Genomic DNA, 8,497 nt, shown 5'->3' with positions numbered 1-8,497 from the left:
TGATTAGTAGTAATATTTAACCATTTAAAAATAATAAAGCATAAAATTAATAGAGCAACAATAGCTAATCCAAGTTGTTTAAAAAATGTTTTACTAGTTATAAATTTAAAAATACTCATATAATAAATTGGTTAAAATAAGTGTGGCAAATATATAAAAACAAAAAGGTTTTCCTTTGCTATTAAATAAATGATATTTTAGCTAAACAAATTAACTTTGAAGCTTATTGTTTGCTTTATATTAATTTATACGAAGTTTAACCGATTATAGATTACCGCTTTCGCGGAAACTTAAGAATGAAAAAAAATATTGCCATAATAATGGGTGGTTATTCTAGCGAATACAAAATTTCTTTAAAAAGTGGAAACGTTGTTTTTAACACTTTAAACAAAGACACATATAATGTTTATTGTATTTATGTTTTTAAGAACAAATGGGTTTATGTAGATGCGGTTGATACTGAATTTCCAATAGATAAAAAAGATTTTTCAGTTATTGTAAACGAAGCAAAAATTACATTCGACTGTGTGTTTAATGCTATTCATGGTTCGCCTGGAGAGGATGGGTTTATGCAGTCTTATTTTGAACTTATTGGCATACCTCAAACAAGTTGTAATGCCTACCAAGCGGCACTAACTTTTAATAAACGAGATTGCCTGAGTGTTTTAAAACCTTATGGAATATTAACTGCAGAAAGCTATTATCTTAATTTAGGAGACACCGTTATTGAAGATGAAATTATAACAAAAGTTGGCTTGCCTTGTTTTGTAAAAGCTAATAAAGCAGGAAGTAGTTTTGGAATTTCTAAGGTTTACAAGAAAGAAGAACTTCAAGCAGCAATAGATAATGCTTTTAAAGAAGACGATGAGATTATTATAGAATCTTTTCTAGATGGTATAGAAGTTTCTGTAGGAGTTATTACATATAAAGGAAAAACTAAAGTATTACCAATTACTGAAATTGTTAGTGAGAATGATTTTTTCGATTACGAAGCTAAATACCTTGGTAAGTCCCAGGAAATTACACCTGCAAGACTATCTAAAACACAAGAAGAAAAAGTAATTACACTCGCAAAAAAGGTTTACGAAATATTAAAAATGAAAGGCTTTACAAGAAGTGAATTTATTTTTAAAAATGGCGAACCACATTTACTAGAAATAAACACTGTTCCTGGCCTAACAAACGAAAGTATTTTACCACAACAAGCTGCAGAAGCTGGTATTACTATGGCAGAGTTGTTTGAAAGTGCAATTGAAGAAGCTTTGAAGTAGTAATTAGTAAACTAAAGTGTTTAAAAAATAATTATATTTAAGCTGAATAAAAAAATATTAAACCATGAGAAGAGCACTTTTTCCAGGATCTTTTGACCCAATAACCTCAGGACATTATGATATTATTAAACGCGGTGTAACTTTGTTTGATGAGGTTATAGTTGCCATTGGAGTAAACTCTTCTAAAAAATACATGTTTTCTCTAGAAGAACGTATGGGTTTTATAAAAGAAGCTTTTAAAGACGAACCTAAAATAAAAGTGGTAAGTTATGAAGGTTTAACAGTACATTTTTGTCAAGAATTAGGAATCGATTTTATTCTTCGTGGCTTAAGAAACCCAGCAGATTTTGAATTTGAAAAAGCCATTGCGCATACCAATAGAGACCTTGCTCCTACAGAAACTGTATTTCTATTAACAGCTGCAAGCACAAGTTATATTTCATCTTCAATAGTTAGAGAAGTGATTAGAAACAATGGAGATTACACCAAGTTAGTGCCAGATAGTGTAAGAGTAAAATAAGAAGGTTGGATTGTAAATAGCGATTGTTTTATTCGTTACCCTGCATGTGATATATTCATACATTAATCATGAAACATTTAAATTTACTAATAGCTATAATATCCTATATTACTGCTTGTCTCCTTTTTTTATTAAAACAATATTATAGCCTTAAAAGTCAAACTGATTATTTATGGATGTATTACATAGTTATATTATTAATTATATTGGTTATATTTTTCTTTTTCAAATGGGTTTATTCAATTTTTAAAAAAAAGAATATTAATTCTTAATATTCAGAAATATTAAAGAGTCTCTTAAAAAATATACTTTTCGTAGACCAAAAAAGCACAGTTTAAAAAACTGTGCTTTTCTATTTTTTTATTTAAAATTTGCTGATTTTGGTAAAAAACACCAGCATTGACAAATTAAAACTTATATTCAGATAAACCTTTGGTAAACTTTTCTGGATTTTCTGCTAGATGATACCTAGGATCATCAATTGCTTCAATTATAACTTCTCTAAACTTAGGATTAGATTTATAGAGTAACTCTTTACAATCTTCACTTAAATGTTTAAGTTTTATGCTTTTACCTTCTGCTTCATATTTTGCCACTAAATTAAGAATGGCTTCCAAGGCAGAATGATCGCTTATGCGAGATTCTACAAAATCAATTTCTACTTTTTCAGAATCGTTTTTAGCATCAAATTTATCGTTAAATGCTTGAATACTTCCAAAAAATAATGGACCCCAAATTTCGTAAACCTTAGTTCCATCTTCGCGCATACGCTTTCTAGCACGAATACGTTTTGCATTTTCCCAAGAGAATACTAATGCGCTTATTATTACACCTGCTATTACTGCAATTGCTAAATCGAAAATTACGGTTAATATAGAAACTGCAATTAAAACAATAACATCACTTTTAGGTATTTTATTTAAAATTCTAAAACTAGACCATGCAAAAGTTCCTATAACAACCATAAACATAACGCCTACTAAAGCTGCTATTGGTACTTGCTCAATTAAACCTGAAGCAAATAATATAAAAGTTAATAAAGTTAATGCTGCTACAATACCTGATAATCTGCCTCTTCCTCCTCCTTTAATATTAATTAACGATTGCCCAATCATGGCACATCCACCCATTCCACCAAAAAAACCTGTAACTATATTTGCTCCTCCTTGAGCTAAACATTCTCTGTTAGAGTTACCTCTGGTTTCGGTTAATTCATCGACTAAATTTAAGGTCATTAAAGATTCAATTAAACCAATAGCTGCTAATATTAAAGCATACGGAAAGATGAACTTTAAAGTTTCTAAATTAAAAGGTACTTTACTAAAAATATCCCATTGAAAACTTGGCAAACCTCCCTTTAAACCTGCTCCACCACCATCTCTAATAAAACTACCAACTGTTGCTGCATCTAGGTTACCAAAAATTGCAATAGCAGATACTACTAAAATAGCAACTAAAGCCTCAGGTAGTTTTTTAGTAAGCTTTGGCAAACCAAACATTATTCCCATAGTTAACAAGACTAAACCAATCATTATATATAATACAGAACCTTGCATCCATACTTTTTCACCACCAACAAGCTCTTTAAACATTCCTAATTGTGAAAGAAATATCACAATAGCTAATCCGTTTACAAAACCCATCATTACTGGATGTGGTATCAATCTTACAAATTTTCCAAGCTTAAAAACACCTGCTAACATTTGTATAATTCCCATTAAAATAACAGTTGCAAATAAATAATATAACCCTAAATTTTCGCTTGCTTCTCCCATGCCATTACCTTCGGCTACTAAAGAGACCATAACTACTGCTAATGCTCCAGTTGCTCCACTAATCATTCCTGGACGACCACCAAATATAGAAGTAATTAAGCCAATCATAAATGCAGCATATAAACCTACTAATGGATCTACACCTGCAACAAAAGCAAAAGCTACAGCTTCTGGCACTAAGGCTAAAGCTACTGTAATTCCGCTTAAAATATCGTTTTTTGCGTTTGCTGTCTGTTTTCTAAAAAATGCTGTCATGGTCTATTTTTTCAAGCTGCAAAAGTACGCTTAATTAATAGATACACAAACTTGCAATTCTTATATTTGTTTATTGAACGTTACTATTAATAATTTGGTAAACAAAAACATTAATAATATTATAAATGTATAGAGAAGTATTTGATACGATTGCTAAGAATGAGAATGGAAAATTCAACTTTAAAGATAAAGACATCTCGATTGGTGGTGGTGTTAGAAGCCCTAATGTAACTTACAAATTAGCTTTTAAATACAAGGAAAACAAATTTACAATTATTAACAGAACAGGAACTGCGTACGTTGGCACAATTACTTGCGAATTATCAAAAACTATTCAGCCTATTTATTTTTAAGAAAAAAAAGTCGATTTAAAATCAAGACAGATAACAAAAATCTTGAATATTTTTTTAAGAAAAATCCAAACCTAAATTTATTAAGTAAAATTGCTAAAGACCATAATTATAGTCCAATGATAACTTGCGAAAACAATAACGGATGGAAAATTGTTTCAAAATACCATTTAGAGTTAGACAATTGGACTCAAGTAATTGAACCAACAATTGCATTTTGTAAAAATTTAATTGATGAATTTGAAAAAAGAATTGCTAATATTAGCAATAAAGCATATCGAGAGATAAATTAAGTGTTACATTATTAATACCTAAAAAATACAAAATGAAAAAAACACTAATAACCTTACTTATACTTTCCAGTATCAGCTGTACTACAAAAAAAGAATACGATTTCAAAACAGTATTCGAAAAATCTGAAGGTTTAGAAACTGCCACTTACACAGAAACTATTAAGTATTACAAAAATTTAGCAGACACTTATCCTTCAATTAAAATAGAATCTATTGGTGAGACAGATTCTGGAAAACCTTTACATATTGTTACCTTAAATAACGATGGTCAATTTAATTTCTCTCAAATACGCAAAAATAAACGTATTATATTAATTAATAATGGTATTCATCCTGGAGAAAGTGATGGTATAGATGCCACTATGATGCTATACAGAGACTTAGCGCAAGGTAAAATTGAAGCGCCAAAAAATACAGTTTTAGTTACCATACCTATCTATAATGTTGGTGGAAGTTTAAACAGAAATACATCTACAAGAACCAACCAAAACGGACCAAAAGAATATGGTTTTAGAGGAAATGCCAGAAATTACGATCTTAATAGAGATTTTATAAAGTGCGATACCAAAAACGCTAAAACTTTTGCCGAAATTTTTCATTTAGTACAACCTGATGTTTTTATAGATAACCATGTAAGTAATGGAGCAGACTACCAATATACTTTAACACATTTATTTACGCAACACAATAAACTTGGTGGTGAATTAGGAAACTATTTACAAAACGAAATGATGCCAAGTCTAGAAAAAGAACTTGCCAATAAAAATTGGGACATTACACCTTATGTTAATGTTTTTAACCGTACACCAGAATCTGGATTTAGTCAATTTATGGACTCACCACGTTATTCTACAGGATACACTACTCTTTTTAATGCTTTAGGCATGATGGTAGAAACACACATGTTAAAACCTTATAAACAACGAGTTGAAGGAACTTACGAACTCATGAAAAGCATGGTTGAGATTACAGAAAAAGATGGTGAGAAAATTAAAAGTTTACGATTAGATGCTGTTAACAAGTTAATTAAGCAAGAAAGCTATGCTTTAAATTGGGAAATTGATATTCTAAAAAACGCTACACTAAGTTTTAAAGGCTATGAAGGCGAAAGAATCCCTAGTGAGATCACAGGCAAAAACCGACTAAAATATAATAAAGAAAAGCCCTTTTTAAAACAAGTAACTTACCAAAACCATTTTAAAGGCGTAAACGAAATTGTAATACCTAAAGCCTACGTTATTCCTCAAGGATGGCATACTATTATTGATTTATTAAAATTGAATAATACAGAAATGCTTACGCTAAAAAAAGATTCTACAATTACTGTAGAGAGTTATAAAATTGAAGATTACAAGAGTAGAAACGCTCCTTACGAAGGCCATTACCTACACTATAAAACTTCTATCTCCTCGTCAACAAAAACCATTACATTTAAAAAAGGCGATTTTCTTATTAATACCAATCAAGCGAGCTTAAGATATTTACTAGAAACTTTAGAGCCACAAGCACCAGATTCGTTTTTTAATTGGAATTTTTTCGATACTATTTTACAGCAAAAAGAAGGTTTTTCTCCTTATGTATGGGAAGATAAAGCTAAGCTATTATTAATTCAAAATCCAAGACTACAAATAGAGCTTAATCTAAAAAAATCTTACGAACCAGATTTTGCTAATAACTGGTATGCACAATTAGATTGGATTCATAAAAAAAGTGAAAATTACGAGAAAGCACATTTACAATACCCTATTTACAGGATATTAAAGTAGTATTTAAGGTAATGTTTTAAAGAAGCATTTTAATGTTAGCATAAGAATTGGTTAACGCTTGTTCTGTTTGGGTCTTATTTAACCAAGCCACTTTGGCAATACCTTCATTCTCTTGTGGAAATAATTCACCTTCAAAATCGGTAGCCATTTCAAACCAATAGGTGACTTTTATTTTTAATTTATCGTTTCTTTTAAATATGTGGTAAGTAGTATCTAAAGGTTTTACAATTTTTAATCTAGTTACACCTGTTTCTTCTTCTACCTCTCGCAGTGCGGTTTCTTCTATGGATTCCTTTTTCTCTGTTTTACCTTTTGGTAAATCCCATTTATTATTTCTGTAGATAAATAATATTTCTTTGTTCTTATTATAAACCTTGCCACCACCAGCTATTACATTGGGTAGTTTTTTCAAAAATTTTTTTAAAACTTTATCTTCATTATGATGTATAAGCCTTATCGATTTTACTTTTTTCTTCTTAAGTACTCTTAAAGCTTGTTCAATATCTACATCATTTAAAAGAAAGTTTTTAAAATCTGTTTCCTTTTCAACTAATGTTGTTAAAATTATTGGTTTATCATTTACAAAAATGTAATGCATATTTTAATGTGGCGAATAATTAGCTTTTGTAAAAATATTATTTTTATTTTAGTTATAGTACTCTTAAAAAAATAAATTTTAGCTTTATGTATAACCACATAAAATTAAATAATTGTTTATTTTTGCGATTATGATTTTCGACAAACACATCGCTAGACAAGCCGCAAAAGTACTTCTACAAATTAACGCTATTAAATTGAGCCCAAAAGAACCATTTACATGGGCTTCTGGATGGAATTCGCCTATTTATTGCGATAATAGAATAATTTTATCATATCCACCAGTAAGAAATTATGTACGTGAAGAAATGGCTAAATTTATAGAACTACATTATGGTAGACCAGATGCAATTGCTGGCGTTGCTACAGGTGCAATAGGTATTGGTATGCTAGTTGCAGAGTATTTAGGGCTGCCATTTATTTATGTAAGACCTGAAGCTAAAGGACATGGTCGCCAAAACCAAATAGAAGGTTTTATAGAAAGCGGTCAAAATGTTGTTGTAGTAGAAGATCTTATTAGCACAGGGAAAAGTAGTCTTAATGCAGTAAAAGCACTTAGAGAAGCGAATGTAAATGTAAAAGGCATGGTTGCTATTTTCACTTATAGTTTTGATGTTGCTAAAGCTAATTTTAAAAACGAAAATATAGAGTTGCACACTCTAGGCAACTACGAGAACTTACTTATTGAGGCTGCAGAGACAAATTATATTACAGATAATCAACAAGAAACTTTGTCTGCCTGGAAAGATAATCCAAGCGAATGGAACGCTTCTTGATATCTAAATGCATATAAAACGGTTGTGAAACCAAATACAAAACAATTTAAAAAGTACTCTAATATGAATTTAGAATCACAAAAAATAACAATAAACAAATCGGCTGAAGACACTTTTAACTTTTTAAGTAATGTTAAAAATTTTGAAACACTTATGCCAGAAAACATAAGCAAATTTGAAGTTCTAGGAGAAGACAAATTTTTATTTGCTCTAAAAGGAATGCCAGAAATTGTACTCAAGAAAAAAGAAACAATACCACACAGCAAAATTTTCTTAGGTGCTGCTGGAGGAAAACTAGATTTTTCTTTAATTGTTAATATTATTGAAATAGATAATACTACTAGCGAAGTTCAGCTTCAATTTGAAGGAGAATTTAATGCCATGATGGCCATGATGATTAAAGGCCCTATTAGTAAGTTTATAGATACGCTTGCTACAAACATGCAAACAGCAGTTTAATAAAGTAAAGTAATTTCTTTTAAGGAATATTCTTCAATAATTTGGTCCTCTAAAAGGATTACCAAGTTTCCTGTTGAAGATATACCTTTTATAAAACCAGAAACCAATAAACCTTCAGCGTTTTTAAATGTTGAAGGTTTATCTTTTCTAAAGAGTTTAAATTCGTAATCTGCCTTTAAGGCTTCAAAAGCATTCGTTTCTAATCTTTTAAAACTATCCTTTAAGATTACTAAAAACTTAAGCAGTATTTCATCTAAATCAAATGTTTTAGCGCAACATTTTTTTAAAGAAGTGGCTTTAGCTAGGTTTTCAAAATCAGTTTGGTTTACATTCAATCCAATTCCTATAATAGAATAGTCTAATTTATTGTGTTTTACTACATTCTCTATCAATATACCAGCAATTTTTTTATTCGCTGACAAAATGTCGTTAGGC

General features: G+C 29.9%; 9 protein-coding genes and 1 pseudogene. 7 read left to right on the top strand and 3 right to left on the bottom strand.

Annotated features, from left to right (window positions below; translation table 11 throughout):
* The first annotated feature begins 296 nt into the window (after positions 1-296).
* Positions 297-1,271 (top strand): D-alanine--D-alanine ligase, encoded by a 975-nt coding sequence (locus tag QNK89_RS02040; protein ID WP_340169308.1) that lies wholly within the window; start codon positions 297-299, stop codon positions 1,269-1,271.
* Between the two features lie 64 nt (positions 1,272-1,335).
* On the top strand, positions 1,336-1,791 hold the full coding sequence (gene coaD / locus QNK89_RS02035) for a pantetheine-phosphate adenylyltransferase (protein ID WP_340169307.1): 456 nt from the start codon (positions 1,336-1,338) through the stop codon (positions 1,789-1,791).
* A gap of 407 nt (positions 1,792-2,198) precedes the next feature.
* Here coaD and QNK89_RS02030 read toward each other — a convergent pair whose 3' ends face one another.
* Positions 2,199-3,821: a SulP family inorganic anion transporter gene (locus QNK89_RS02030; RefSeq protein WP_340169306.1), complete on the bottom strand. Its 1,623-nt coding sequence runs from the start codon at positions 3,819-3,821 to the stop codon at positions 2,199-2,201.
* 125 nt (positions 3,822-3,946) lie between these two features.
* Between QNK89_RS02030 and QNK89_RS02025 the strand changes: the two genes are divergently transcribed.
* From QNK89_RS02025 to QNK89_RS02015, 3 genes are all read left to right on the top strand, one after another.
* Complete coding sequence (locus QNK89_RS02025) at positions 3,947-4,174, top strand: hypothetical protein (RefSeq protein ID WP_340169305.1); 228 nt, start codon at positions 3,947-3,949, stop codon at positions 4,172-4,174.
* A 116-nt stretch (positions 4,175-4,290) separates the two neighbouring features.
* Entirely contained in the window at positions 4,291-4,464 is a 174-nt protein-coding gene (locus QNK89_RS02020) for a hypothetical protein (RefSeq protein ID WP_340169304.1), read from the top strand.
* A 32-nt stretch (positions 4,465-4,496) separates the two neighbouring features.
* The gene (locus tag QNK89_RS02015; RefSeq protein WP_340169303.1) at positions 4,497-6,230 is read left to right on the top strand and encodes a M14 family metallopeptidase; all 1,734 of its coding nucleotides are present in this window, start codon (positions 4,497-4,499) and stop codon (positions 6,228-6,230) included.
* Positions 6,231-6,246: 16 nt separating this feature from the next.
* Here the strand turns inward: QNK89_RS02015 and QNK89_RS02010 are convergent, their stop codons facing one another.
* Entirely contained in the window at positions 6,247-6,828 is a 582-nt protein-coding gene (locus tag QNK89_RS02010) for an NUDIX domain-containing protein (RefSeq protein ID WP_340169302.1), read from the bottom strand.
* A 130-nt stretch (positions 6,829-6,958) separates the two neighbouring features.
* Here QNK89_RS02010 and pyrE point away from each other — a divergent pair, with 130 nt between their 5' ends.
* Positions 6,959-7,603: an orotate phosphoribosyltransferase gene (gene pyrE, locus QNK89_RS02005; RefSeq protein WP_340169301.1), complete on the top strand. Its 645-nt coding sequence runs from the start codon at positions 6,959-6,961 to the stop codon at positions 7,601-7,603.
* 63 nt (positions 7,604-7,666) lie between these two features.
* Entirely contained in the window at positions 7,667-8,062 is a 396-nt protein-coding gene (locus tag QNK89_RS02000) for an SRPBCC family protein (RefSeq protein WP_340169300.1), read from the top strand.
* Here the strand turns inward: QNK89_RS02000 and QNK89_RS01995 are convergent.
* Positions 8,059-8,497, bottom strand: a pseudogene (locus QNK89_RS01995) (biotin--[acetyl-CoA-carboxylase] ligase); the annotation flags it as partial. The gene QNK89_RS02000 and the pseudogene QNK89_RS01995 overlap by 4 nt on opposite strands.

Source organism: Lacinutrix sp. (assembly GCF_037625555.1).
Lineage (GTDB): Bacteria > Bacteroidota > Bacteroidia > Flavobacteriales > Flavobacteriaceae > Lacinutrix.
This window is presented reverse-complemented; position numbering and strand designations above follow the sequence as displayed.